Source organism: Mariprofundus ferrooxydans PV-1 (assembly GCF_000153765.1).
In the GTDB taxonomy this organism is placed as follows: domain Bacteria; phylum Pseudomonadota; class Zetaproteobacteria; order Mariprofundales; family Mariprofundaceae; genus Mariprofundus; species Mariprofundus ferrooxydans.
On the sequence record NZ_DS022294.1, the window covers coordinates 1,210,042 to 1,232,283 of the forward strand.

Sequence of the window (22,242 nt, forward strand, 5' to 3'; positions counted from 1 at the left end):
CAGCTGACCAGGCCTGTATTGCTGCACCACAGGGAGAGCGCATGAAGATGGCTACCCAACTGAGCGGTAAGCGGTCGACGAAGGGGCTGTTCACCGCGTTTGTCGCAAGCCCATGGCGGGATGAGAATATTGCAGGCAGGCTGGTTAAGCGGGTCACTGTTGTGTCATCTTCATCTGTTAGCAATGCATGGCGGTTATCGTTTGATAAAGGCTTATAGTTACGAAGGAGTTGCGATATGAATCAACGTTCGCTCGGTGCTGAAAAACTCAAAGCCATGCATGGCTTTTGGCGGGCCTGCAACTATCTGGCGGCCGGCATGATCTATTTGCGGGATAATCCGCTGCTCTCCGGGCCGCTCAAGCCGGAGCACATCAAGCAGCGGCTGCTGGGGCACTGGGGTTCCAGTCCGGGGCTGAGCTTTATCTATACCCACCTTAACCGGCTTATTGTCGAGCAGGATGTGAATGCGATCTTTCTTGCAGGTCCCGGTCACGGCGCACCCGGCGTGCTGGCGCCGGTTTATCTGGAAGGGCGCTACAGCGAGGTATACCCGAACAAGAGCGAAGATGAAGAAGGTATGCGACTGTTTTTCAAGGATTTCTCTTTTCCGGGAGGTATCGGCAGTCACTGTACGCCGGAGACGCCGGGTTCGATCCATGAAGGCGGTGAGTTGGGTTACTCGATTTCACACGCATTCGGCGCGGCATTCGACAATCCGGATTTGCTGGTTGCGGTTGTTGTCGGTGACGGCGAGGCCGAGACGGCGCCGCTGGCCACATCATGGCACTCCAATAAATTCCTGAACCCGGTCCGTGACGGGGCGGTGCTGCCGGTGCTGCATCTCAACGGTTACAAAATCAATAACCCCTCGGTGCTGTCGCGTATCCCCGCCGAAGAGCTGACCAGCCTGATGCAGGGCTATGGCTGGAAGCCCTGTTTTGTCGAGGGCGATGATCCGGAGCTGATGCACCAGCAGATGGCTGCAGCGCTGGATGAATGTATGGCGGAGATCCGCAGCATCTGGAGTGCGGCTCGCGAGGAGGGGGTAACTGAGCGACCGCTGTGGCCGATGATTGTGCTGCGCTCGCCCAAGGGGTGGACCGGGCCGGCAGAGGTTGACGGTCACCAGGTGGAAGGTTCCTGGCGGGCCCATCAGGTACCGCTAAAGGGTGTACGGGAGAATGAAGAGAAACTGCATCAGCTGGAAGCGTGGTTGCGCAGTTATGGTCCGGAAGAGCTGTTTGATGCCGAAGGCTGCCTCCGGCCGGAATTTAAAACGCTGACGCCGAAAGGGGAGCGTCGGATGAGTGCGAACCAGCACGCCAACGGCGGGCGGTTGCGCCGGATGTTACGTTTGCCGGATTTCCGCAGGTATGCGCTGGAATTTGAGAAACCCGGCACGGTTGAAGCGGAGAATACGCGACCGCTGGGTCGTTTTCTGCGCGATATCATGAGCAGGAATATGCATAACTTCCGGGTGTTCAGTCCGGATGAGAACAGCTCCAACAAGCTGGATGATATCTATCAGGCCAGCAAAAAGTGCTGGATGGCCGGACGGTTGCCGATCGATAGCGACGGCGGCGAACTCTCGGCCGACGGGCGGGTGATGGAGATGCTCTCCGAGCATACGCTGGAAGGTTGGCTGGAAGGTTATCTGCTGACCGGTCGGCACGGCTTCTTCTCCACCTACGAATCCTTTGTGCATGTCATTGATTCGATGTTCAACCAGCACGCCAAATGGCTGGCGATGTCGCGCGATGTGGACTGGCGGGCGTCGGTATCGTCGCTGAATATGCTTATTACCTCCACGGTATGGCGTCAGGATCACAACGGCTTCACGCATCAGGATCCCGGCTTTCTGGACCTGGTGGTGAACAAGAGCCCGAAGGTGACCCGCATCTATTTGCCGCCGGATGTGAATACCCTGCTGGTCACAGCCAATCACTGCCTGAACAGCCACGACTACATCAATGTCATTGTGGCCGACAAACAGAATCACCTGCAATACCTCGATATGGATGCCGCAATCAAGCACTGTACCAAGGGGCTGGGGATCTGGTCATGGGCCAGCAATGATCAGGGGTATGAGCCGGATGTGGTGATGGCATGCGCCGGCGATGTGCCCACGCGCGAGGCGCTGGCAGCCACGTATCTGCTGCGGCAGCACTTCCCGGATTTGAAGGTGCGTTTTATCAATGTGGTTGATCTCTACAAGCTGGTGCCGGACTCCGAGCATCCGCACGGGCTGACCGATCGCGACTATGACAGCCTGTTTACCGTTGATAAGCCGATCATATTCAACTTCCACGGTTATCCGTGGCTGATTCATCGCCTGGCCTACCGGCGTACGAACCACAAAAACCTGCATGTTCGCGGTTACAAGGAGCACGGCAGCATCAATACGCCGCTGGAGCTGGCGATTGCGAACGAGATAGACCGCTTCTCGCTGGCGATTGATGTGATTAATCGCATTCCCCGTCTGGCAGTGGCCGGAGCCCATGTCAAAGAGCAGTTGCGCGATCAGCAGCTTACCTGCCGACAATATGCCTACGAACACGGCGTCGACCTGCCCGAGGCCACCAACTGGACATGGCCATTGTGAGATAAACCTGGCTGACGCTTTGCCCTTTTCAGGGCCTGTGGTGAGCCCGGCGAAAACAGATAATTGCGCATTTGCCGGAAAAGTTCAGGTTCTCTGCTATACTGTGAGCGGGCGAGGTGAGGGCATGGTTGAATATCTGCAACGCATGGCGCGTTATAACCGCTGGATGAATCGCAAGCTTTTTGCGAAAGTCGCCGAACTGCCTGCGGCAGACATTGCCGAAGATCGCGATGCCTTCTTCGGCTCCATTCTCGGCACGCTCAACCATATTATGGTCGCCGATCTGATCTGGTTGCACCGTATTGCTACCAGCAAGGCGTGCCATGAATCGCTGATTCCGCTGGCTGATTTCCCGACACCGTCACTGCTGCGCGATATCCTCTTTAATGATTTCTCCGATTTGAGTGATGCCCGTAATCAGCTGGATGTGCTGATTCTCGAATTTTCCGAGACATGGACGCAAGAGATGCTGGCCGGGATGATCCATTACCGCAATATGGCCGGTGACACACACGAGCACCCGCTGGGCGCTTTGTTGCAGCACCTCTTTAACCACCAGACCCACCATCGAGGCCAGGCCACCACGCTGCTCTTTCAGGCCGGTATCGATCCCGGCCCCACCGACCTGCTGGTGATGATGATGGAAGAGGAGAACGTATGACCGATATAGCCGCTGACATGGAAGCCGATGGTGCTGTTTACAAGACTCTGCTGGAGTCTACCAAAGCCATTCCGTGGAAGCTTGACTGGGGCACCATGAGTTTCTCCTATATCGGCCCGCAGATTGAAGCGCTGCTGGGCTGGGCGCCATCGAGCTGGCTGAGTGTCGAGGACTGGGCTGCAAGAATGCATCCGGATGACAGGGACAATGTGGTGAATTATTGCGTTGCCCAGTCGCAGGATGGCATTGACCATGAGGCGGATTATCGCGCCCTGACAAAAGATGGCGGCTATGTGTGGATTCGCGATGTGGTTCATGTGATCCGCAAGGATGATGGCGAGGTTGAAGCGCTGGTCGGTTTCATGTTCGATATCAGCGAGCGCAAGGCGCTGGAGCAGTCGCTGGAGCGCTCCAATGCGGAACTGAAAAAAGCCAATGATGAGTTGCAGGACGCGATGCAAACGATCAATACGATTAGCGGCATTATTCCGATATGCGCATGGTGCGGGCATAAGATCAGGAATGCCCGCGATCAATGGGTGAGCGTTGAGTCGTATCTCAAGGAGCATACCACCGCACAGCTTTCTCACGGTATGTGCCCGGGTTGCCAGGAAGTAGTTCTCAATCAGACCGATGTTGCCTAGTGAGGGTGCCCGCATCGCTCGATTCTCTCCGGCTTCTCTGAATCCGGCGAGGTGATGAAAGGAGGCGACCGGCTGGAAGATCGACCATCGGCACCGACAAGGACTTGATGAGTCATGCGCTAACTACCGAATAGACCGGTGCATGCGGATCAGAAGTGAGGGGTGATGATAGCTGGGGTCAAGAAAGTGCACGAAACGAGACCTGAGCCTCAATGCACGGAACATGCCAAGAGCGCATAATAAGGCGCTTGTCCGGACGCAAATTACGCTGCGCTTCGTTTGCGCCGCACGCACAGCTTTCGTCGTTAGGCCCATGAAGGAGAATTGAGCATTGGATAATGGTTATGAGCTAGATTTAAAAATGCATAACTCTAAAGGAATGGCATTTCTTAATCGAATGCGAGCGCATAGTTTTAGCCATAACATATTTTCAATGAATCTTCATGAGATAAATGAAGGGTTAAAGTTAATAGAAAACCCTGAAATAGGTATAAGGCTTATGGCTCAGGATAACAGAGAGGCAGGAGATCAGGCATTTAGAGAAGTTAACCGTCTTTTTCATAACTTGCTAGCGTCAGCCAAAACACTAATTGAGCATACACGAATTTTTATGGATAAATATTATACAGGCACCTCTATTCATCAGGCGTATTCACAAAAGATTAGAGATGATTATGCCAACGATGAGCTATGTAGATTTATCCAAGACCTTAGAAACTATATGCTTCATCAAGGCCTTCCCCACTCAGAAATGTCACTTAGTGCGCAACGTGACGGATATATAGAGACAACCATAAGCCTTGATGTTGAGAAATTGAAGTTATGGTCAAGATGGTCACCGAAGAGTAAACAATATCTGTTAAAGTCCGGTAAGAAAATAAAGGTCTCAACAATCACTGGAGAATATGGTAACAAAATCAATGCGTTGAACGAATGGCTGCATACTCATTTGCATAAATATCACGAGCATGAACTTGATGAATTAAAATCAATGAGAGATGAGTACATATCAAAGTATGGAGAGGCCTAACCAGTCGCTACACCGACCAAAAACCGCTGTGCGGTTTTCGTCGGGTGAGCGTGGTCGTTATGTGCCAGAAAAAATACGGGGCCCAAAGTGAGTCATAATTTCGAAAATGACGGGGTCTGGCATGAGTTATTGAGTTGTTTCGTTTGTTATACTGCCTGCAGCGCCCTGAGTGAGGCGGTTGGCACGTTGCTTTTGGGGCGTTCGATGGTCTAAGCTTACAACTTGCGTCCTTGCTGGTCTGGTGTGAACTATACGGATCAGCAAAGGGGGGAAGATTGATGGCGGCATGGGTAACTAAATGCACGAAACAAGATCTTCGCAGCTCAAAGGTGCAGGCATCGGCCCTGCGCGGGAGTGACCGGGTATGCATAAGAATCCCGTAGAGGAAGAGGGTTACAGCAAGGCGCTGGCACTGCTTCACGCATGTGTGACGGCGGACGGATTCGTAGCCAGCCCCAGCGATCACGACAACTACCGGCGCATCTGGGCTCGCGATGGAACGATTATTTCGCTGGCCGCACTACTCAGCGGGGATAACGAGTTGATCAAGGCGGCCCGGTGTACCTTCGAGACGCTGGCAGAGTGGCAGGGGCCGCATGGCGAGATACCAAGCAATGTCGATACCGCCGCAGAACGGATCAGTTACGGCGGTACCACCGGCCGGGTTGATGCCGATCTCTGGTTTATTATCGGTTGCGGTGAATATTGGCTGGCAACCGGCGATGATGAATTCATCGAGCATATGCTGCCTGCTATCGAAAAGGTCCGCTTTCTGCTCGGCGCCTGGGAGTTCAATAACCGCGGACTTATTTATGTGCCGCTGACCGGCGACTGGGCTGACGAGTATCTGCATAATGGGTATGTGCTTTACGATCAGGTGTTGTATCTGCAGGCGCAACGTACACTGGCCCGCATACGGGCGGCAGCACACGATTCGCTTGACCATGCGCTCATCGAGAAAGTAAGTCGTCTGCGCCACCTCATCCGCACCAATTACTGGTTTGAGGATGGCAAAAAAACGCCTGATGATGCCTACCATGAGGTGCTCTATGAAAAGGGGCGGGCTCTTGCCCCGTCGCACGGTGCCGGACAGCACTGGATGCCATTTTTCTCACCCGGCGGTTACGGTTATCGCTTCGATGCCCTAGCCAATGTGCTGGTATCGTTGCTGGATATCTCCGATGACACCAGATGCAGCAAGGTGGATGAATATATTGCTGCGGAGGTGGTCAATGAGCAGCTGCCGTTGTTGCCCGCATTTCACCCGGTGATCAAACCGGTGGATGAGGACTGGAAAGATCTGCATGTGATGTTTTCGTATACCTTCAAGAATAAACCTTATGAATTTCACAATGGCGGCCTGTGGCCTGTGGTGACGGGATTTTATGTGGCGGATCTTGTGCGGCGGGGGCGAATGGGTGAGGCAAACAGGTATTTGCAGGGCATATATCACGCCAATGCACTGGTGATGGAGGGCGAGGCATGGGGTTTTCCCGAGTTCGTTCACGGCAAGAACCTCACACCCGGCGGAACAAGGCATCAGGGGTGGAGTGCTGCCGCGGCCGTAATCGGGCATCATGCCCTGAAAGGGCAGTGCGTGTTCCGGGTGAACGAGGAGCAGGGGTGATTCAACTTTCCCACCACTGTCAGGCAGGGTCACTTGACAGCAACACCTAAATTCGGTTCTCTTGCTTATGCCCATATCAAAGCCTGTTTTCGGTTCCTGTTAATATGAGGCAAGGATCTTTCTGTTCAGGTATGTCTCCCGGTTTACACTGTTTGTGAGACAACGCCTTTCGCCTCTGCACGCAGCAAGGCTTAAAGGGGGCAGCTATACTGTAGAGGCTTTTGCCGAACATGCGGGAGGATGACACCTTCTGATGAGCAGACGGCCTCACGGCGCAGATGCTTATCCTCCATGCCGGTTCCCGCTTCCAGCTACTCCAATCACAGGTGCTTGAAATGACACTTTATTTACAGACCGAAATTGCATCAAACAGCGTCCAGACCTGGCTCATTGCGTTAGCGATTGCGCTGGCCACGATGGTTGCAGTCGGGGTTTTCCGTTTCGTTAGTATGAAATATCTGCAAAAGCTGACCGAACATCAGGTTGCAGCATCCGTCTGGGATATTCTGCTGAAGGTAATCGGGCGGACCAGTTGGCTCTTCATTTTTATACTGGCCCTGTTCATCGGCTCGCTGGTTGTTGAGTTGCCTGAAACCGCACGCAGGGTTCTGGACTCCATCACCATCATCTCCCTGCTCATACAGGCCGGCCTGTGGGCATCGCTGGCGCTGCAGCAGTCCATTGATCAATACCGGGAACATAAAATATCCGAGGATCCCGCCAGCGTCACAACCCTCAACGTACTGAGCTTTATCGGCAAGGTCATGTTATGGGCTGTTGTTTTGCTGCTGGTGTTGGACAATCTGGGCATCAATATCACCGCACTGGTTGCAGGTCTGGGCGTTGGCGGTATCGCCATTGCACTGGCCGTTCAGACCATATTGGGCGATCTGCTTTCATCATTATCAATCGTACTTGATAAACCCTTTGTCATTGGTGACTTCCTGGTTGTCGGTGACCTGCTCGGCTCGGTTGAACACGTCGGGCTGAAAACAACCAGGCTGCGCAGTCTTTCGGGCGAGCAGCTGGTATTCTCCAACTCCGATCTGTTAAACAGCCGCATCCGAAACTACGGCCGTATGTATGAACGCCGCGTACTATTCAGCATCGGTGTTACCTACCAGACCCCGCGTGAGAAGCTGATCAAGATCCCCGAGATCATCCGCGAGGCAGTGACCGGGCAGGAGAAGACGCGCTTTGATCGCTCGAACTTCAAGGAGTACGGTAATTTTTCACTGAATTTCGAATCGGTCTATTATGTGCTTGGACCGGATTACAATGAATATATGAATATTCAGGAGTCGATCAATCTGCACATCCATGAGGCTTTTGAGAATGAAGGTATCGAATTTGCCTATCCGACGCAGACCCTGCTCGTACAACAGCAGTCCCCGGCCGGAGATCATCAAGCGGCCCCTGAGTGATTCAAGCCCCGCCATTCTCAGCCGATAGGTATCGGTGGCATGATCGTAGAACAGCTGGATTTTCCCGCGTATAAAACGGTGAGCCGTCAAATCAAAGGTGGGATAGGTATGGGTGACAAAGAGAAGAAGCCGAAATATCAGAAAGGGCTGTTGGAAAAAGCGGTTGTAGAGAGTGTGCAAATCACCCGTTACGCCGTGAAAGGGAAGCATGAGAACAAGCACAAGGTTGTGTTAAGTACCGATGGTGAGATCGCCTTTGTCGAGAAGGGAGTGACGAATTGGAAGCTTGATCTGACGGCGAAAAAGGCCATTACGCTGAGCCGGACCGATACTCCGCATGTGGCGGTGAAAGCCCGCTGGTATACAACGCAGGAGGCACTGGAGAAGGGGATCGAGGTGGTGTATGGCGGCAGCGCCAATACATTCGGCAGTCTGGGCGCACTGCTGGTGCCCGATGGCTTTAACATCCCGACGGTGATGGCTACGGCCGAGAATGTTAAACATTACGATTTGCAGTTGATCGCCAGTGGAGAGGATTTCGCTATCTCGACCGATCAGTTTCAGATTGCCATGATGAAATATGATTATAGTGGGGACTACAAAAAGGATTTCCTGATGCAGAAGTATGGTGGCGGAGGTGTGTTTGTTGAGACGCACAACTTCCCCCATATTCATATCCCTCTGAATGAAGAGTGCGGCGGTTATATCGTCATCGGTAAACAGGTTACAGCAGGTCTTTTCAATTTTACTGCCTTTCAGATTCCCTACGGTTTTGCGCTCTATACCCCCTCATATACTATCCATGGCGATGGTACTCTGGTCGGCGAATATGGATTCACCGTGGCCGACTCAGCGATGGCTCATGCCGATACCGTATTAATTTACAACAAGGAGCGGTTGAGCATGGCGCGTAATGTTGTACCGAACTGGAAGGCATGAGTGATTGAGTGATTCGCTGTGCTACCCGGGTCATGCACCAACTGCGAGATGGCTACGGGTTCAGAGAGCACAGTGGTTTCTTTGTTATTGCCAGTCAGGTGAGGTTAGGCGCGTAGAGTTCGGTGCCGGATTTCAGCAGAGCTTGAATGATCGGTGGCAGGTCTTGAGCCTTGAATCTACCTCAGCGTGTGGGATGTTTCGCAAAGTGTGATTTTGGGCACTGTCGTGCCTTAAAGGAGCCGCTTGAATTGTCTCCATGACGGAGGCAATGATGAAAAAGACGATTATTACTGTGACTGCTCTAATGGTTCTGATGGCTTCACCGGCGCTGGTATCAGCTGCGGAGGCGACTGCCGGGGATAAAGCCAAGGCCGGTATAAGCAGTGCTGTTGACTGGACTGTTTCAGCATCTAAAAAGCTATGGAGCTCCACAAAGCATGGCGCTAAAGAGCTCAAGTCCTGGGCCGATGAGAACGAAAAAAACAAAAAACCGGCTAAATGGGCCCGAGTCAAAACTGATAAAGGCTGGAGAATAGTTAGAGTGGATAAAGCTGGTACCTGATCTGAGCAAAGCTGCTCTATCCTCATCGGGTAGGGCCCGGCTGACAGCTACGAAGAGGCAGACCACAGCGGATTTTTCGTTATTTCCAGCCAGGTGAGATAGGCGCGCAGGTCGAACTCCAGTTGGTGATAGTTCGGCTCCATATTACAGCAGAGCTTGTAAAAGGCCTTGTCATGTTCGCTCTCTTTCATGTGGGCCAGTTCGTGAACCACAATCATGCGCAAAAATTCGGGCGGCATATCTTTAAACATGGTTGCCACGTGAATCTCGCGTTTACGCTTGAGTTTGGCGCCATGCACCTGTGATTTGCTGGTATGGATGCCGAGCGCATTGCGGGTGAGGTGCAGCGTACTGTCGAAAGCCACTCTGTTGATCAGCCCTGCATTGCGCATATAGCTCTGTTTGAGCTCCATCACATAATCATAGAGCGCCTTGTCGCTGCGGATCGCATGCTGATGCGGATACTTGTGCAGTAACCAGTCGGCCAGGTGTCCCTGCTCGATCATCTGTTTGATTTTATCTGTCAGCTCAGGCGGATAGCCGGCCAGATAGTTCGGTGCTGATTTGGGGCGCATCACCGCAAGCTAGTCGTTTATCAGGTCTGCAACCATGCAGGAATGGGCAGCCTGTGGTCTGCCGGCTCAGGCCGGGGGCAACGCTTCTCCATCCGTTGTGCATTCCTGTTTATGGACTATCCTCTCGGTGATGCAGCAAAGAGGTTTCATATCATGCGTTGCCCTGTTTCTGAGCAACAGGATTTCGGTCGGGCGGTCTGATGCAAACATGAAAACAGTCGAAACTGCATGAGTACATCCGGCAAAGAGAAGCTGGGCTACTGGGAAGTCACTGCAATAGGCATCGGCGGCATGGTCGGGGGCGGTATTTTTGCCGTACTTGGTCTGGCCGTGGAGTTAACCAGGGGCGGTGCACCGGTAGCATTTCTGATTGCAGGGCTGGTTGCGCTTGTGACCTCCTACTCTTACGCACGACTATCCGTAACGTATCTGAGTCAGGGCGGGACAGCAGCCTTTCTGGATCGGGCGTTCGGCTCGGGGCTGTTGACGGGCAGTGCGAATATCCTGCTCTGGATTAGTTACATCGTTATGTTATCGCTCTATGCCTATGCCTTTGGCAGTTATGGCGCATCCTTTTTTCCGCCGGACTCACAGCTGGTCTGGAAACACATTCTGATCACCGGCAGTGTCGCAGGCATTACCGGGTTGAACCTGTTGAACGCCAGGCTGATTGGCGAGTGGGAAGACGGGATTGTACTGCTTAAGCTGGTGATTCTGTCGCTTTTTATCGGGGTTGGTATCTGGGGCGTTGATACAAGCAGGCTGGCTCCGGCAGCCTGGTCGGCCCCTGTGCCCCTGATTGCGGGCGGTATGATCATCTTTCTTGCTTATGAGGGGTTCGAGTTGATTGCCAATACCGCGCAGGATGTGCGCGACGCGTCCAACACATTGCCCCGGGCATTCTATTCAAGCGTTGGTTTCGTGGTTGTGCTCTATGTCCTTGTGGCGATCGTTACAGCGGGAACGCTGCCTGTTGATACAATTGTAGCTGCCAAGGACTATGCCCTGGCTGAAGCTGCCCGCCCCTCCCTCGGCCAGACTGGATTTGTTCTGATCGCCATTGCAGCACTGCTTTCAACGGCTTCGGCTATCAATGCCACCCTTTATGGTGCAGCCCGATTGAGTTATGTCATCGCAAAAGATGGAGAGCTTCCACGCTCACTGGAGAAAAAGGTCTGGGGCAAGCCGATAGAGGGACTGTTGATCACAGCAGGACTGACTCTGTTCATCGCCAATATGGCCGACCTCTCCAGCATGTCGATTATGGGCAGTGCCGGCTTCCTGATCATTTTTGCTGCTGTTAATGCTGCGAATGTGATGCTGGCAGAGGATACACAGAGCAGGCGTTCAATCTCGCTGGTCGGAGTCGTGCTATGCCTGTTCGCATTGGGAAGCCTGATCTGGCAGACCGCAAACAGCTCACCCGAACAGCTGTGGTTTCTGTTCGCAATGGCAGGAGCCGCCTTCCTGATTGAAGTCACATTCAGGGTGGTTACCGGACGAAAAATGAACCTTTCAGGGGATAAGCAACAAGGTGAAAATGCCGCCGGCCCCTGAATCCGGCAAGCATGCTTATATGCCGGTTATGTGACGCTCAGACTCTGCCAGGCGATAAAGCCGCCGAGAAATATCAGCAGAATGGCAAAACCTTTCTGCAGCCGGGCCGCAGGCAGGCGCTTGAGCAGGATGCCGCCGATGATGCTGCCCACGGCTGCTATCAGGGCAACGCTCAGGGTCAGGCCGATATCAATATGCACCGATTCAACTGTTGAGTAACTGATAATGCCGCCCGCGGCATTGGCGATAATAATCATCAGTGAGTGGCCGACGGCTGTCGGAAAGTGACCGATACCGAGAAAAATCAGTGCCGGGACCAGCAGGAAACCGCCACCGACGCCGAGCATGCCGGTGAGCAGGCCTATGGCAAAGCCTGCCAGCACGGCAGGAATGTAACGAAACGTACTAACCTTGTTTTCCAGTCGCACAAAGCCGGTCCAAACCGCGACAGTAAGAATCAGTATGGCGAGGATGGCCAACTGCAGGCTTTCGGACATGCCTGCCCCGATACGGGCCCCGCTGGCGCTGCCGGCAATGCCGGTTGCTCCCAGAATGATCAGCAGACGGTACTGCAGCTGTTTCCATACCTGCTGGTGAATGGCGGCTGTCAGCGAGACCAGACTAACGACCCACAGGCTCATGGGTACGGCTTCCTTGACGCTCATGTCTCCGACCATCATCAGGGCAGGCACGGTTAACATGCCGCCACCTGCGCCAAAGAGGCCGAGGATCAGCCCGATCAGCAGGGCGGCCGGGATCAAGCCGAAGCTCATCAGGTTTTGCCGCAGGCCAGGTTAGCCGGCACCGCTTCGTGAATGCGTTTCGGATCGGCCAGATCCAGCTGCTGCATAAAGGTGATAAACTCATCCTTTGCCAGATTCATGCGTGGGTTCCACTGCTTCTCTTCACCGATGGTGGTGCATGTCATGCCCTTATAATCATGGCCGGGATAGACCAGTGTATCCGCAGGCATGGTGAACAGTTTGTTGGAGATCGAATCGTAGAGCGTGCCGGCATCACCCTGTTGAAAGTCCGTGCGCCCGCAGCCGCGGATCAGCAGTGCATCACCGGTCATGACCCGCGACTCACAGACGAAACTCAGGCAACCATCGGTATGGCCCGGTGTCTCCAGAACGCGGATCTCATGGCGGCCGAAACGGAACTGATCAGCTTCAGCCAGCTGCAGATCCGCACATGCCACATTGCCGTGTTTTGATACGCCGGATGTGCAGCCCAAACGCTCGCGCAAGGCGCCGGTCGCCGTGATATGATCCGCATGTACATGGGTGTCAAAGGCATAGGATAGCCTGAGGCCCAACTCCCGGATCAATTGAATATCCCGCTCCAGCTGCGTGTCCACCGGATCGATGATGATCGCTTCTCCTGTTGCCTGATCGGCAAGCAGGTAGGTGTAGGTTGATGTGTCCCTGTCGAAAAGCTGTCGAAAAAGCATAAGTCACTCCTTTTGCCGGAATGTGCTTACTATAGATGAAGAGCCTCTGCCCGCCCAGACAGTCGTTAGGTCTTGCTCAGTGCAACAGTGTGCGCTGCATGACGGCGATGCAGAGATCCATGATGCATGTTTGACCGCCGACAGTCGCGATGTGCCAGGCCTCCTCATTGATAATGCCCTGTTGCAGCCACAAAGCTCCGGCGCCGATGGCAACGGAGGTTTTGGCGATGGGCGGGGTAAGCTCGGGGCGAAGAAAGACATTCACAATATCTACCGACTCGGGAATATCGGTCAGCGATGGGTAGGCTTTCTGGCCCAGAATCATATCGGCTTTCGGATGCACCGGGATCACATGGTAACCGCGCCCCAGCAGAAAGGCGGTAATCTGGTGGCTGGTGCGCTCAGGTTTGGGGGAGCAGCCGACAACGGCGATGGTTTTTGCCGAGCGCAACAGCTCGCTTAATTCTGCATCGTTCGGGTTCTGCCAATGCTTCATCCTGCTCTCCCGTTTTTTCTGTTTGGTCATGCAATACTGCTCCCAGCTTACAGTAATGGGTAACCCGGGGTGGTGAAGCTTTACAGACAAGAGGATGGCAATGTGCGAAACAATCGCCGATAGTTGCTTGTCATATGACACTGAGTTATCACATGCCGCTCTACCGGCCACCGAGCGAGGGCGATAATCTGATTATCCAGGTGACACTGGGTTGCAGCTTCAATCGTTGCAGTTTCTGTGCGATGTATCGAACGAAGCAGTACAGTCAGCGTCCGCTTGAGGCGGTACAGGAGGATATCGGCAGGGCAGCCTTAAGTGAGCCTGATGCTCGACGGGTGTTCCTTGCCGATGGCGATGCGCTGAGTCTGCCTACAGGAGAGCTGCTGGCGATTCTGGATGCACTGCATGCGGCTTTTCCAGCACTTACCCGTGTCTCCTGTTATGCGACACCGGCGAATATCCTGCGCAAGGGGGTGGATGAGCTCGCACTGCTAAAAGGGCAGGGTTTAAGTCTGCTCTATCTGGGCATCGAGTCCGGATCCGATCTGATCCTGAAGAAGATCACCAAGGGGGCAAGTCAGAAAGGGATCGCCGAGGCGATGCACAAGGCTCACGATGCAGGCATCAAGGTATCGGGTACCGTTATTCTGGGGCTCGGTGGCAGGCAACACTGGCAGGAGCATATCGACGGCACCATTGCGCTGCTCAATAGCGCGCCGATCACATACCTCTCCACGCTGCAGTTATATCTGGAGGATGGGATCGTTGACGAGTTTCAACGCAAGTTCGGGGAGGCGTTCGAGATGCAGAGTGACAGCGCCATCCTGCTGGAGCAGCAGCGCTTGATTAGCGGTGTGAGTCCGCCACAGCCTGTGATTTTTCGCTCTAATCACGCCTCCAATGCACTGGCGCTGGCCGGCAATCTGCCGCGTGACCGGGCAAAACTGCTGGCTCAGCTGGAGGCGGCACTGGATGGGGAAGCGCCGCTACGGCCATGGTATCTGCGCGGCATGTAAGTGCGCGAGCGGCAATTGTGCTTTTGCGGCAAAATGTTACAGGATTAAGCGGGAGCGTATCAGATGAAAACAGACCTCACTGAGATACTGAATTATGTGCATGAGCATATTCCGATCACCACTCACCTTGGGGCGGCCATTAAAAGCTATGATGGCAATGCCATCGTGATAAGTGCGCCGCTGGATGCGAACATCAATCACCGCAACTCGGCCTTTGGCGGCAGCCTCTCTGCCGTAGCGATCCTCTCCGGCTGGGCACTGCTGTTTATCAGGATGAAAGAACTTGGCCTGCATACGCGGCTGGTGATTCAAAGCTCTGCCTTTGAGTTCACCAATCCAGTCACTGCCGACTTTGAAGCGGTATGCGCACTGCCTCCGGCAAAGGTATATGACCGCTTTATCAACACGTTGCAGAAGCGCGGGCGGGCAAGAATAACGGTCGATTCCGAACTGTTGTGTAATGGTGTCAGCTGCGGCCGCCATACCGGCGTCTATGTGGCGGTACAGATCTGATTAGTATCTACATCGCGAAGGTTGACCTGAATGCGCGGCAATAAAGCATCCGTTGGTCTGCCCCTGTCGCTGGTTGTCGCAGCACTGGCAACCGTGGCCCCGTTCACCATCGACACCTATCTGCCATCCTTTCCCGACATCGGGACCGAACTCTCTGCTACCCATGCGCAAATGCAGCTCACCCTGAGTCTCTACCTCTTTGCCGCGGCTACCTCCACTCTGATTTACGGCCCGCTCTCGGACGGTTTCGGTCGACGCCGGGTTATCATGGCGGCGCTGCTGATCTATGTTGCGGCCTCAATCGGTTGCGCACTGACGGCAACAATAGATCAGCTGATTCTGCTGCGAATCGGGCAGGGCTTGTCGGCCAGCGCCGGCATGGTCATCGGCCGCGCCATGGTGCGCGATGTCTATCACGGCGCGGATGCGCAGCGAGTGATGTCGCGGGTCATGCTGCTGTTTGCCATCGCACCTGCCATAGCGCCGGTGATCGGCGGCTGGCTCCATGATATGTTCGGCTGGCACTCCGTATTCCTGTTTCTGGCGCTGGTGGCGGCAGCGCTGTTCCTGATGATCTGGCTTGGCACGGGTGAAACACTGGCTGCGGAAAAGCGGCAGAGCATTCACCCGCTCGTTATTGCCCGCAGCTATGCCAGAGCGCTACGCCACCGGCATTTTCTGGCGCTGGTATTCTGCTTCGCACTGATGTTCAGCGGTTTCTTTATCTATGTGGCCGGTGCTCCGGTCGTGATCTACGTGTTTCTCGGTCTCGGCGTCAACGATTTCTGGATGTTGTTCGTGCCCTGTGTGGCTGCGATCATGATCGGCGCGCAACTCTCGAGCTGGCTGGCGGGCAGGTTCTCTGCGACGCGCACGGTCCGCATCGGTCTGGGGTTGTTGTTGGCAGCCTCGATGGTGAACCTCATGCAGAGCCTGTGGCTGGCAGCAACTCCGTTGAGCGTGATTGCGCCGCTGGCGCTCTATGTGCTCGGCATGGCGCTGACCATGCCCAACCTCAATGTGATGGCGCTGGACTGCTTCCCACATAATCGCGGTATGGCCTCGGCCATGCAGAGCTTTGTGCAGATGGCTTTTACCGCGCTGGTGGTGGGGGCAGTGGTTCCTCTGGTCACGGTGTCCTTGACGATGATGACGTTGTGCATGTTCGGATTGAGTCTGATTGCATGCCTGTTCTGGATATTGCGTGGCGGTGAATCAGAGGCTGTAGCTTGACAGCGGCGGGGCATGACTGAAGAACTCGCATGCATGAAAAGTGCAATGGCGAAACATATCCTGGTAAAAACGAAGGCCGAGGCCGAAGCGCTGAAAGTGCGTCTGGCCGGAGGCGCGGATTTCGCTGCACTGGCGCGCAAATATTCGCTCTGTCCGTCGAAGAAGCGGGGCGGTGATCTGGGCGAGATTTATCCGGGTCAACTGGTCAGGCCAATCGAGAATGTAATTTTCAAACAGCCGCTGTTGAAGCTGCACGGGCCGGTAAAGTCGCAGTTCGGATATCACCTGGTGATTGTCTACTTCAGAAGCTAAAAGGAGGCTGAGCGGAGCGAAAAGTGATCAGTAGCCGCCGATCCAGAGCGTGCGGTACTCCTTGTTGTCGATGAACTGCTCACCCGCTTTTCTTGCTGCGGCTATGGTGGCAAAGCCCTTGATACGCAAGCGTAACCAGTGACGCCCATCAATGTTCACTTCAATCACTTCCGGTGTGTAGCCCAGTGCAGTGATCTGATCAAGATGTTCAGGTTTGCCGTTCAGGTTGGAGAGCGACATCAGGTTCAATGCCCACGGCGGCCCGGAGTGGTCGGCGGGGATGATGGCGTGATCGACAGGCTGCGATTCCGTTTCAATGGGGCGCGGCTCAGCTTCAGGCTTTGTGTCCCCGGAAACGGGTGCAGGTTCTTTGCTTGCCCGCTCAGGCTCGGCAACGACAGCTGCGGGCGCACTTGGCGATTGCAAGATGTCGGCAGGTTTCGGCGCTGCGGGTTTGTCCGGGCTGCTGAACATGAGAAGGAGGGCAAAGATGGCAACAGCGCCAATGAGGGCCGCGAGCAGATACAACGGTGTTGAACTGACCGATCTTGCCGGAGCAGCCTCGGATGACGAATGATCAGAATCGGACATACAGAAAAAACTAGACCTTGCTGCCGCGCACGTCCATATATCCTGAGTCCGGGCTAATAGCGAACAGCCACCCATATGGTGTGAATAGCACCGAGATCGTCGGTATGCTCGCGCACCCGTTTTTCCTCGACTTCAAAACCGATCTTCATCAGTCGCTGGGTGAAATTGATATCCCGCTCTGCCGACCATACCGTGAGTACGCCGCCCGGTGTGAGCGACTCAAAGGCCGTTTCAAGACCACCCAGCCCATATAGGTTGTCATTATCATCGCGGGTGAAGCCATCCGGTCCGTTATCGACATCGAGCATGATGGCATCGAAGGTGTTTTTATGCTCACGCATCACTTTTCCGACATCCTGAATGATCACATCAACCCGTTTATCCTTGAGAGGGTGGCCGGCAATAGCGCCTATATGCTCACGATTCCAGCGCACGACGGCAGGCATCAGTTCTGCCACGGTAATGCGTGCGTCGGGGCCGGAGTGAGTCAGCGCGGAAGCCAGCGTGAAACCCATGCCGAGGCCTCCGACCAGCAGGCGTGTTTTTTTCCGCGCAGCCACATGTTTGCAGGCCAGCTCCGCCAGCACATCTTCCGAGTTATGCACGCTGCTGTGCATCAGCTCGCCATGCTGGTTGTCCACGCGGATGGTGAATTCATCACCCCGTTTGAGCAGCCGCAGCGTTGTACCGTGTTCGGAGCTGGTATCGAGCAGTGTATAGTCAGTCATCAGTGTCTTATCCTCGGCCGCGCATCGTAGCTCTGTTCACGGGCAAGCAACACTGTCCGGATTGATGTCTTGATCTCCGCAGGTGTTGACGTGTGAAGGTCGAGCCACGTCCAGGTCGCTTACCAGTTCAACTGCAGGTGACTTTCAAATTGATGCATCTGGCCGGAAACCGGATCGGTGAAAGCCAGTCGTTTGGCCAGCAGTTGCAGCGGATTGTCGTAGCTTGGCGGGTCTGTCGGCGACTGGTAATCCGGATAGAAGCGGTCTCCGACGATATGGGCTCCGATCAGGCCCATGTGCAGGCGCAGCTGATGGGTCTTTCCGGTAATCGGTTGCAGTTCGAAACGGGAGAGCGAGCCCTTGGATTCGATAATGCGTATGCGTGATCGGGCATTGATTTCACCGACGGTGTTGCGAAAACGAATCCAGGGTTCGCCGCGCTCAATGCGACTTTCAACCAGCCATTCGCGTTGTTGGCTCTCGGCTGGTGTTGCAGCGATCGCCTCGTACGATTTGCTGATAGCGCCATGACGGAACAGGTCGAACCACGGTTGTCGCTGTTTTTTGTCGACGGTAAACAGTACGAGCCCGGCTGTTTCGCGATCCAGTCTGTGTGCCGGCACGAGGTGCTCCAGCCCGGTGCTGCGCTTGAGCCGGTGCAGCAGACACTCGTTTACATATGAGCCGCCCGGAGTAACGGGTAAAAAGTGCGGCTTGTCTGCGACGAGGATCGAATCGTTTTGGAACAGGATCTGCTCCCGGAAGGGGATCGGGTGTTCGTAAGCAACTTCGCGGAAATAGCGCAGGCGTGCATGGGGCCTGAAAGACGTATCTGTCGTGATGATGTTGCCGAGCTCATCCGTGATTTTTCCGGCCTCAAGCCGGTGTTGCCATATCGCCCGCTCGATAAACGGGAATCGCTGTTCGAAAAAGTCGAGCAGGGTAGGCCAGGGGGCAGGCAGGTTGGGCAGCGTGATATGGGAGGGCGTGAGCGAGGTGCTGGGGGCTGGTTGCATGTGGGGATTCTGCAACTCCCGGCGGCTGTGACAATCATTCGGATAATATCCGTATGCCGGAGCAATCAAAAGGCCTGCCGGAAGGGAGGGGGGAGACCGGCAGACCTTTCGTTGAAAACTTGTCTGTTGCACTGGCGTTACGACCTATGTGAACTGAACCCTTGCGAAAAAGGTGGGTGCCGCATCCTGGTATCAGGTATCCCGTGAGGGACGCACACAACCCGGATAGACAAGCTCCCGATCAGTATTCATCGGCCCGGACACATAAGTCACAACGCCAGTGCAACGAACGCTTGTTTAACAGTGAGCATAATCGGGGCCAAAATCGTGGAAATGCCCGGAACAGCTCTGCTTGCGGCTTTAAAAGCCTTACTTTTTTGTCGCAACGGGCAGCCTGCTGGAACCAATGCCGGGTCAGACATGCCGTCGATATTTTGACTTGTTGCCTGTTTGACGGGCATGAATAGTCACATTTAGCAGCAGAAGAGTTATGCTACGAGTCTGGCGAATTCGCTTTCCACGCGCTCCAGACAGTCTTCGACCGCTACGCCGGCAAAATAGTTACCGACCAGAGCCAGCGGTTGTTCCGCCAGTAGTCCGTCCACGGCGTTGATCAGCTGATGATGGCCCATATCCGGTGCAGGCAGTCGGTTTGTTTTATGGAACAGGTGCAGCAGTGAGGATTTCTCCACTCCCAGCACGGAGCAGATGCGCTGTAATTTGGCTTCTTCATCCAGCAGCCCCGGTTTGAAATGAAAGGTGAGTCCGCGCAGGTGCGGGTGGCCGACAATATCGCGTGAAACCGCTGACCAGAAATCACCGTCGACGGCGATAATGCCCGCAACCGGCTCCAGCGGCAGCCGCTCTTTCTCCAGCACAACGCCGACCGACTCAATCTCGACTTCGCCCATCCAGTTCAGTTGCTCAGAGATCTCCGGGTGCGCAGTTTTGAGCAGGCGTGCTGCAGCCAGCACCGGTGTGGCGCATACAAGTGTGTCGGCCTGAAACAGAGTATCGGCCGTTTCGATCTGATAGCCGGCTTCGGTGCGCTGAATATTGCGGATATCCTGCCCTGTTTTTATCTCCAGTTGCGCTTCCAGGGCATCAATAATCCGGCTCAACCCGCCGGGAAAGGTGTAGCTACGCATGATACTTTTGTTGCGCGGACGTTTGCGAAACAGCATGTCGGCCGGCACATCGGAGGCTGGCTGGCAGATGACGGCATTGAAGGCATGGCTGAATACGTCGCGGTAATTTTTTGCTCCGAAAATGGCGCGGTAATAGTCGCCGACCGATCTGTTCTCCTTACTCTGTGAAAACAGTCGCCAGATATGGGTGAAAATCTCGAAAAAGTGCAATAGTGATGGAATTGCCACGAGTTTATCTCCGGCCAGCATGCGATAGCGCAGTTTTTCGCGCCCCTGCATCTGATCGGTCAGTTTCAGCTTATCCATCAGTGTGAGCAGGCGAGTGTAGGAGTTGAAGCAGGTGTGTGTGCCCATCTCCAGCCAGAAGGTGTTGTCCGCCACCGTTTCCGAGTGAAAGCAGCCGCCGGCTCGTGCCTCTTTTTCCAGTACCAATACCCGCTTGCCGGCCTCTTGGGCCCTGTGCGCCATGGCCAGTCCTGAAATGCCGGCTCCGAGGATGATCATATCATATCTGTTTTCCATGTCGGTACTCTATGCCAGGCATCCCCTTCAGGACAAACAATGGACTTATGATTAAGCTCTGCGCATGCGAAGAATAGACAGAATCGAACCATTTCGGGTGATGCAGTTGCTGGAGCGAGCCAAGCAGCTGGAAGCAGCAGGGCGCAGGATTGTGCATATGGAGATTGGCGAGCCGGATTTCTCCACGCCCGCTTCGGTGATTGATGCGGCTCACGCGGCGCTTGATAGCGGCGACAGTTTTTATACCCCTTCCACCGGAAATCCGGCGCTGCAGCAGGCGATTGCCCGCTGGTATCGTGAAGAATACGGTGTCGATGTGAGTCCCGAACGTATCCTGATTACACCGGGGACATCCGGAGCCTTTAGCCTGATTTATGCCGCCCTGATTGAAGCCGGAGAATCGGTGCTGCTCTCCGATCCGGGTTATCCGTGTCAGCGCAATTTTATCCGGCTGGCTGGCGGCGAACCGGTCAGTGTGCCCGTGGGTCCGGAAACCCTCTATCACCTGTCACCCGGATTGATTGAGCAGTACTGGCAGAGCGGCACGCGCGCGGCTGTGGTGATCAACCCCTCCAACCCGACTGGCACGCTGATAAGCGATGATGCGCTGCAACAGGTTGCTGCGACATGTCGCCGTCTGGGCGGTTATCTGATTTCAGATGAAATATACCACGGGCTGACCTACGGTTTGAAAGCGCGTTGCGCACTTGAGTTTGATGACAATGCGATAGTTGTGAACGGTTTTTCCAAGCGCTGGGCCATGACCGGCTGGCGTATCGGCTGGGTCATCGTACCGGAAGAGCTCATAGATGCCTGTCGTCGGGTGATGCAGAATATATTCATTGCCGCTCCCACCCTGTCGCAATACGCGGCGATTGCCGCATTGCGTGCAACAGATGATTGTGAGCGTATGCGCCTGGCTTATGATGAGCGCCGTCGCTACCTGCTGGAGGCACTACCCGAACTTGGCTTTGATATCGTGGTGCAGCCACAGGGGGCCTTTTATATCTATGCCAATGTCGAACGCATAACCGATGATGCAAAATCATTTTGCTGGGAAATTCTTGAGAATGTCGGTGTTGCTATCACGCCGGGTGAGGATTTCGGCACCTACAGGGCGGCCGGGCATGTCCGCTTCTCCTATGCAACCGGAATGGATGATATCCGTCTGGGTGTTGCACGGCTGCGGGAGTGGCTGCAGCCGGTCAGCGCATGAGCTTCCAGGTTCCATCGTCCGGCTGACGACAGGCTGTGCCGCGGGCGCTCTCCTTTTTATTGTCAACGAAGATCTCGGTCTGAAATGCTCTGCAGTTCTGGCCGGATACATTCCGGTAGGTGCTTGTCGGCGTAGTGATGAAACGGGCACCTGTATTGTCGTTTTGCCATTTTCGGGCCTGCCTGTCCTGGTTGTACTCCAGTGCGAGTTGCGCCTGCATCTCATCGGTTGTGTCCATATAGCGGTTGATCTCACTGCCGGCTAGCACGCTCGAGAGGTTACCTTCACTTATCATCGGTCTGTCTGACTGGCAGCCTGAAACGGGAATCATGAATAACCCGAACAACATATAGACAAGATATTTGTGCATCGCAAC

24 protein-coding genes and 1 pseudogene are annotated in these 22,242 nt (G+C 54.6%); 15 read left to right on the top strand and 10 right to left on the bottom strand.

The features are described 5' to 3' along the window. Positions 1-41 precede the first annotated feature (41 nt). The 9 genes and pseudogenes from SPV1_RS14305 (at position 42) to SPV1_RS05540 (ending at position 9,490) form a co-directional block, all read left to right on the top strand. Positions 42-218: a hypothetical protein gene (locus tag SPV1_RS14305; RefSeq protein ID WP_155806634.1), complete on the top strand. Its 177-nt coding sequence runs from the start codon at positions 42-44 to the stop codon at positions 216-218. Positions 219-236: 18 nt separating this feature from the next. Next, positions 237-2,603 (top strand): phosphoketolase family protein, encoded by a 2,367-nt coding sequence (locus tag SPV1_RS05505; protein WP_009850143.1) that lies wholly within the window; start codon positions 237-239, stop codon positions 2,601-2,603. A gap of 124 nt (positions 2,604-2,727) precedes the next feature. Beyond that, the gene (locus tag SPV1_RS05510; RefSeq protein ID WP_040881508.1) at positions 2,728-3,264 is read left to right on the top strand and encodes a DinB family protein; all 537 of its coding nucleotides are present in this window, start codon (positions 2,728-2,730) and stop codon (positions 3,262-3,264) included. Further along, positions 3,261-3,692 (top strand): annotated as a pseudogene (locus SPV1_RS05515) (PAS domain-containing protein); the annotation flags it as partial. The gene SPV1_RS05510 and the pseudogene SPV1_RS05515, both read left to right, overlap by 4 nt. A gap of 547 nt (positions 3,693-4,239) precedes the next feature. Beyond that, the gene (locus tag SPV1_RS05520) at positions 4,240-4,938 is read left to right on the top strand and encodes a hypothetical protein (RefSeq protein WP_040881510.1); all 699 of its coding nucleotides are present in this window, start codon (positions 4,240-4,242) and stop codon (positions 4,936-4,938) included. Positions 4,939-5,302: 364 nt separating this feature from the next. Then, positions 5,303-6,565 carry an amylo-alpha-1,6-glucosidase gene (locus SPV1_RS05525; protein WP_009850147.1) on the top strand — a complete coding sequence of 421 codons (1,263 nt, stop codon included), beginning with the start codon at positions 5,303-5,305 and terminating at the stop codon, positions 6,563-6,565. 335 nt (positions 6,566-6,900) lie between these two features. Continuing rightward, positions 6,901-7,989 carry a mechanosensitive ion channel family protein gene (locus tag SPV1_RS05530; RefSeq protein WP_040881512.1) on the top strand — a complete coding sequence of 363 codons (1,089 nt, stop codon included), beginning with the start codon at positions 6,901-6,903 and terminating at the stop codon, positions 7,987-7,989. 108 nt (positions 7,990-8,097) lie between these two features. Beyond that, positions 8,098-8,928: a hypothetical protein gene (locus SPV1_RS05535; RefSeq protein ID WP_040881514.1), complete on the top strand. Its 831-nt coding sequence runs from the start codon at positions 8,098-8,100 to the stop codon at positions 8,926-8,928. Between the two features lie 271 nt (positions 8,929-9,199). Beyond that, complete coding sequence (locus SPV1_RS05540) at positions 9,200-9,490, top strand: hypothetical protein (protein WP_231288293.1); 291 nt, start codon at positions 9,200-9,202, stop codon at positions 9,488-9,490. A gap of 47 nt (positions 9,491-9,537) precedes the next feature. Here SPV1_RS05540 and SPV1_RS05545 read toward each other — a convergent pair whose 3' ends face one another. Then, positions 9,538-10,065, bottom strand: a complete 528-nt coding sequence (locus SPV1_RS05545) for a YgjP-like metallopeptidase domain-containing protein (protein WP_009850151.1) — start codon at positions 10,063-10,065, stop codon at positions 9,538-9,540. A gap of 228 nt (positions 10,066-10,293) precedes the next feature. Between SPV1_RS05545 and SPV1_RS05550 the strand changes: the two genes are divergently transcribed. Then, positions 10,294-11,622: an APC family permease gene (locus tag SPV1_RS05550; protein WP_009850153.1), complete on the top strand. Its 1,329-nt coding sequence runs from the start codon at positions 10,294-10,296 to the stop codon at positions 11,620-11,622. 26 nt (positions 11,623-11,648) lie between these two features. Here the strand turns inward: SPV1_RS05550 and SPV1_RS05555 are convergent, their stop codons facing one another. The 3 genes from SPV1_RS05555 to SPV1_RS05565 form a co-directional block, all read right to left on the bottom strand. After that, positions 11,649-12,395 (bottom strand): sulfite exporter TauE/SafE family protein, encoded by a 747-nt coding sequence (locus SPV1_RS05555; RefSeq protein ID WP_009850154.1) that lies wholly within the window; start codon positions 12,393-12,395, stop codon positions 11,649-11,651. Beyond that, positions 12,395-13,075, bottom strand: coding sequence for an MBL fold metallo-hydrolase (locus SPV1_RS05560; protein WP_009850155.1), 681 nt, complete (start codon positions 13,073-13,075; stop codon positions 12,395-12,397). The genes SPV1_RS05555 and SPV1_RS05560 overlap by 1 nt, the downstream gene beginning before the upstream one ends. A gap of 76 nt (positions 13,076-13,151) precedes the next feature. Continuing rightward, on the bottom strand, positions 13,152-13,601 hold the full coding sequence (locus tag SPV1_RS05565) for a CoA-binding protein (protein ID WP_009850156.1): 450 nt from the start codon (positions 13,599-13,601) through the stop codon (positions 13,152-13,154). A gap of 104 nt (positions 13,602-13,705) precedes the next feature. On the opposite strand from SPV1_RS05565, the gene SPV1_RS05570 reads away from it, so the two are divergent. The 4 genes from SPV1_RS05570 to SPV1_RS05585 all read left to right on the top strand — a co-directional run bounded on the left by SPV1_RS05570 (position 13,706) and on the right by SPV1_RS05585 (position 16,645). Beyond that, on the top strand, positions 13,706-14,587 hold the full coding sequence (locus tag SPV1_RS05570; RefSeq protein WP_009850157.1) for a radical SAM protein: 882 nt from the start codon (positions 13,706-13,708) through the stop codon (positions 14,585-14,587). A 63-nt stretch (positions 14,588-14,650) separates the two neighbouring features. Beyond that, positions 14,651-15,100: a YiiD C-terminal domain-containing protein gene (locus SPV1_RS05575; protein WP_009850158.1), complete on the top strand. Its 450-nt coding sequence runs from the start codon at positions 14,651-14,653 to the stop codon at positions 15,098-15,100. 30 nt (positions 15,101-15,130) lie between these two features. Next, complete coding sequence (locus SPV1_RS05580) at positions 15,131-16,333, top strand: multidrug effflux MFS transporter (RefSeq protein ID WP_009850159.1); 1,203 nt, start codon at positions 15,131-15,133, stop codon at positions 16,331-16,333. 33 nt (positions 16,334-16,366) lie between these two features. Then, positions 16,367-16,645, top strand: a complete 279-nt coding sequence (locus tag SPV1_RS05585; protein ID WP_040881686.1) for a peptidylprolyl isomerase — start codon at positions 16,367-16,369, stop codon at positions 16,643-16,645. A gap of 27 nt (positions 16,646-16,672) precedes the next feature. Here the strand turns inward: SPV1_RS05585 and SPV1_RS05590 are convergent, their stop codons facing one another. The 5 genes from SPV1_RS05590 to SPV1_RS05610 form a co-directional block, all read right to left on the bottom strand. Further along, complete coding sequence (locus tag SPV1_RS05590; RefSeq protein WP_009850161.1) at positions 16,673-17,236, bottom strand: SPOR domain-containing protein; 564 nt, start codon at positions 17,234-17,236, stop codon at positions 16,673-16,675. A gap of 53 nt (positions 17,237-17,289) precedes the next feature. Further along, on the bottom strand, positions 17,290-17,964 hold the full coding sequence (locus SPV1_RS05595; RefSeq protein ID WP_009850162.1) for a spermidine synthase: 675 nt from the start codon (positions 17,962-17,964) through the stop codon (positions 17,290-17,292). Between the two features lie 119 nt (positions 17,965-18,083). Beyond that, positions 18,084-18,980: a pseudouridine synthase gene (locus SPV1_RS05600; RefSeq protein ID WP_009850163.1), complete on the bottom strand. Its 897-nt coding sequence runs from the start codon at positions 18,978-18,980 to the stop codon at positions 18,084-18,086. A gap of 269 nt (positions 18,981-19,249) precedes the next feature. Beyond that, positions 19,250-19,441, bottom strand: coding sequence for a hypothetical protein (locus tag SPV1_RS05605; RefSeq protein ID WP_009850164.1), 192 nt, complete (start codon positions 19,439-19,441; stop codon positions 19,250-19,252). A 27-nt stretch (positions 19,442-19,468) separates the two neighbouring features. Then, positions 19,469-20,650: a protoporphyrinogen/coproporphyrinogen oxidase gene (locus tag SPV1_RS05610; protein WP_009850165.1), complete on the bottom strand. Its 1,182-nt coding sequence runs from the start codon at positions 20,648-20,650 to the stop codon at positions 19,469-19,471. A 64-nt stretch (positions 20,651-20,714) separates the two neighbouring features. On the opposite strand from SPV1_RS05610, the gene SPV1_RS05615 reads away from it, so the two are divergent. Continuing rightward, positions 20,715-21,866, top strand: coding sequence for an aminotransferase class I/II-fold pyridoxal phosphate-dependent enzyme (locus SPV1_RS05615; protein ID WP_231288294.1), 1,152 nt, complete (start codon positions 20,715-20,717; stop codon positions 21,864-21,866). On the opposite strand, the gene SPV1_RS05620 is transcribed toward SPV1_RS05615, so the two are convergent. Beyond that, positions 21,856-22,236, bottom strand: a complete 381-nt coding sequence (locus SPV1_RS05620; protein ID WP_009850167.1) for an RT0821/Lpp0805 family surface protein — start codon at positions 22,234-22,236, stop codon at positions 21,856-21,858. The two genes, SPV1_RS05615 and SPV1_RS05620, sit on opposite strands and share 11 nt — an antisense overlap. Positions 22,237-22,242 lie beyond the last annotated feature (6 nt).

Excerpts from the sequence above, each read along its gene's own strand:
- SPV1_RS14305 (WP_155806634.1), top strand. The coding sequence starts at position 42 with ATGAAGATGGCTACCCAACTGAGCGGTAAGCGGTCGACGAAGGGGCTG.
- SPV1_RS05505 (WP_009850143.1), top strand. The coding sequence starts at position 237 with ATGAATCAACGTTCGCTCGGTGCTGAAAAACTCAAAGCCATGCATGGC.
- SPV1_RS05510 (WP_040881508.1), top strand. The coding sequence starts at position 2,728 with ATGGTTGAATATCTGCAACGCATGGCGCGTTATAACCGCTGGATGAAT.
- SPV1_RS05525 (WP_009850147.1), top strand. The coding sequence starts at position 5,303 with ATGCATAAGAATCCCGTAGAGGAAGAGGGTTACAGCAAGGCGCTGGCA.
- SPV1_RS05530 (WP_040881512.1), top strand. The coding sequence starts at position 6,901 with ATGACACTTTATTTACAGACCGAAATTGCATCAAACAGCGTCCAGACC.
- SPV1_RS05535 (WP_040881514.1), top strand. The coding sequence starts at position 8,098 with ATGGGTGACAAAGAGAAGAAGCCGAAATATCAGAAAGGGCTGTTGGAA.
- SPV1_RS05540 (WP_231288293.1), top strand. The coding sequence starts at position 9,200 with ATGAAAAAGACGATTATTACTGTGACTGCTCTAATGGTTCTGATGGCT.
- SPV1_RS05545 (WP_009850151.1), bottom strand. The coding sequence starts at position 10,065 with ATGCGCCCCAAATCAGCACCGAACTATCTGGCCGGCTATCCGCCTGAG.
- SPV1_RS05550 (WP_009850153.1), top strand. The coding sequence starts at position 10,294 with ATGAGTACATCCGGCAAAGAGAAGCTGGGCTACTGGGAAGTCACTGCA.
- SPV1_RS05555 (WP_009850154.1), bottom strand. The coding sequence starts at position 12,395 with ATGAGCTTCGGCTTGATCCCGGCCGCCCTGCTGATCGGGCTGATCCTC.
- SPV1_RS05560 (WP_009850155.1), bottom strand. The coding sequence starts at position 13,075 with ATGCTTTTTCGACAGCTTTTCGACAGGGACACATCAACCTACACCTAC.
- SPV1_RS05565 (WP_009850156.1), bottom strand. The coding sequence starts at position 13,601 with ATGACCAAACAGAAAAAACGGGAGAGCAGGATGAAGCATTGGCAGAAC.
- SPV1_RS05570 (WP_009850157.1), top strand. The coding sequence starts at position 13,706 with ATGACACTGAGTTATCACATGCCGCTCTACCGGCCACCGAGCGAGGGC.
- SPV1_RS05575 (WP_009850158.1), top strand. The coding sequence starts at position 14,651 with ATGAAAACAGACCTCACTGAGATACTGAATTATGTGCATGAGCATATT.
- SPV1_RS05580 (WP_009850159.1), top strand. The coding sequence starts at position 15,131 with ATGCGCGGCAATAAAGCATCCGTTGGTCTGCCCCTGTCGCTGGTTGTC.
- SPV1_RS05585 (WP_040881686.1), top strand. The coding sequence starts at position 16,367 with ATGAAAAGTGCAATGGCGAAACATATCCTGGTAAAAACGAAGGCCGAG.
- SPV1_RS05590 (WP_009850161.1), bottom strand. The coding sequence starts at position 17,236 with ATGTCCGATTCTGATCATTCGTCATCCGAGGCTGCTCCGGCAAGATCG.
- SPV1_RS05595 (WP_009850162.1), bottom strand. The coding sequence starts at position 17,964 with ATGACTGACTATACACTGCTCGATACCAGCTCCGAACACGGTACAACG.
- SPV1_RS05600 (WP_009850163.1), bottom strand. The coding sequence starts at position 18,980 with ATGCAACCAGCCCCCAGCACCTCGCTCACGCCCTCCCATATCACGCTG.
- SPV1_RS05605 (WP_009850164.1), bottom strand. The coding sequence starts at position 19,441 with ATGCCCGTCAAACAGGCAACAAGTCAAAATATCGACGGCATGTCTGAC.
- SPV1_RS05610 (WP_009850165.1), bottom strand. The coding sequence starts at position 20,650 with ATGGAAAACAGATATGATATGATCATCCTCGGAGCCGGCATTTCAGGA.
- SPV1_RS05615 (WP_231288294.1), top strand. The coding sequence starts at position 20,715 with ATGCGAAGAATAGACAGAATCGAACCATTTCGGGTGATGCAGTTGCTG.
- SPV1_RS05620 (WP_009850167.1), bottom strand. The coding sequence starts at position 22,236 with ATGCACAAATATCTTGTCTATATGTTGTTCGGGTTATTCATGATTCCC.